The following is a 1,425-nucleotide window of genomic DNA, read 5'->3' on the forward strand; positions in this document are numbered from 1 at the left end:
CGTGTCTCCAAAGTTCTTTGGAAACTGCATAGAGGGAAAGAAAGTAGGAACAATTTCATTGCCGCTTTAAAGAGATAATGCAAATTATTTCGCAAAGCAAAATGAGAAAGTTCTCTCGCAAAGGTCAAGATAAAAAGAGCGTATGGTGGATGCCTAGGCGCCAGGAGGCGAAGAAGGACGCGGCAAGCGGCGAAACGCCACGGGGAGCTGCAAGCGAGCATAGAACCGTGGATATCCGAATGGGGAAACCCGGCAGAGGCGAACCTCTGTCACCCTTACCTGAACACATAAGGTAAGAGGAGCGAGACCCGGTGAACTGAAACATCTTAGTAACCGGAGGAAGAGAAATCAAGCGAGATTTCCTAAGTAGCGGCGAGCGAAAGGGAAAGAGCCCAAACCATGCAGGTGTAAAGGCTGCAGCCGTTGCCTGAATGGGGTTGAGGGGAGTGCAGGACCATACTGCAGAATGGTCACAGAGTAAGAAAATATATGTTTAGCTGAATAAGCTGGAAAGCTTAAGCCACAGAAGGTGAAAGCCCCGTAAGCGAAAAGCATATATCTCTGAGCAGAAACCCCGAGTACCGCCGGACACGTGGAACCCGGTGGGAAGCAGGGAGGACCACCTTCCAAGGCTAAATACTACCTGGCGACCGATAGAGAAGAGTACCGTGAGGGAAAGGTGAAAAGCACCCCGGGAGGGGAGTGAAAAGAACCTGAAACCGTATGCTTACAAACAGTAGGAGCACTATTGAGAAGTTTCGACTTCGCAAGTGTAACTGCGTACCTTTTGTAGAATGGGCCAGCGAGTTACTGCATCAAGCAAGGTTAAGTTCAAAAAGGATGGAGCCGCAGCGAAAGCGAGTCTTAACAGGGCGCATTAGTTTGATGCAGCAGACCCGAAACCGGGTGATCTATCCATGGCCAGGGTGAAGCGATGGTAACACATCGTGGAGGCCCGAACCAGAGTGCGTTGAAAAGTACGTGGATGAGTTGTGGATAGGGGTGAAATGCCAATCGAACCCGGAGATAGCTGGTTCTCCCCGAAATAGCTTTAGGGCTAGCGTCAGGAAAAGAGCCTTGAGGGGGTAGAGCACTGGTTAGGCTAGGGGCCTTACACGGTTACCGAACCTTCCCAAACTCCGAATACCACAAGGTACTGCCTGGCAGTCAGACTGTGGGTGAAAAGGTCCATAGTCGAAAGGGAAACAGCCCAGACCAACAGCTAAGGTCCCCAAATCTATGCTAAGTGGGAAAGGATGTAGAGCTGCACAGACAGCCAGGATGTTGGCTTAGAAGCAGCCACCATTGAAAGAGTGCGTAATAGCTCACTGGTCAAGTGGCTCTGCGCCGAAAATGTAACGGGGCTAAGCATAGTACCGAAGCTTTGGATAGCGGAGGACGGATGACAGAGGACGGAAGGCGGAA

General features: G+C 50.9%; 1 rRNA gene. It reads left to right on the forward strand.

Features of this window, described 5'->3' with window-relative positions:
- Nucleotides 1-122: 122 nt before the first annotated feature.
- Nucleotides 123-1,425 (forward strand): 23S ribosomal RNA (locus tag AWB54_RS14930); the annotation flags it as partial.

It is taken from the genome of Syntrophomonas wolfei subsp. methylbutyratica (assembly GCF_001570625.1).
Lineage (GTDB): Bacteria > Bacillota > Syntrophomonadia > Syntrophomonadales > Syntrophomonadaceae > Syntrophomonas > Syntrophomonas methylbutyratica.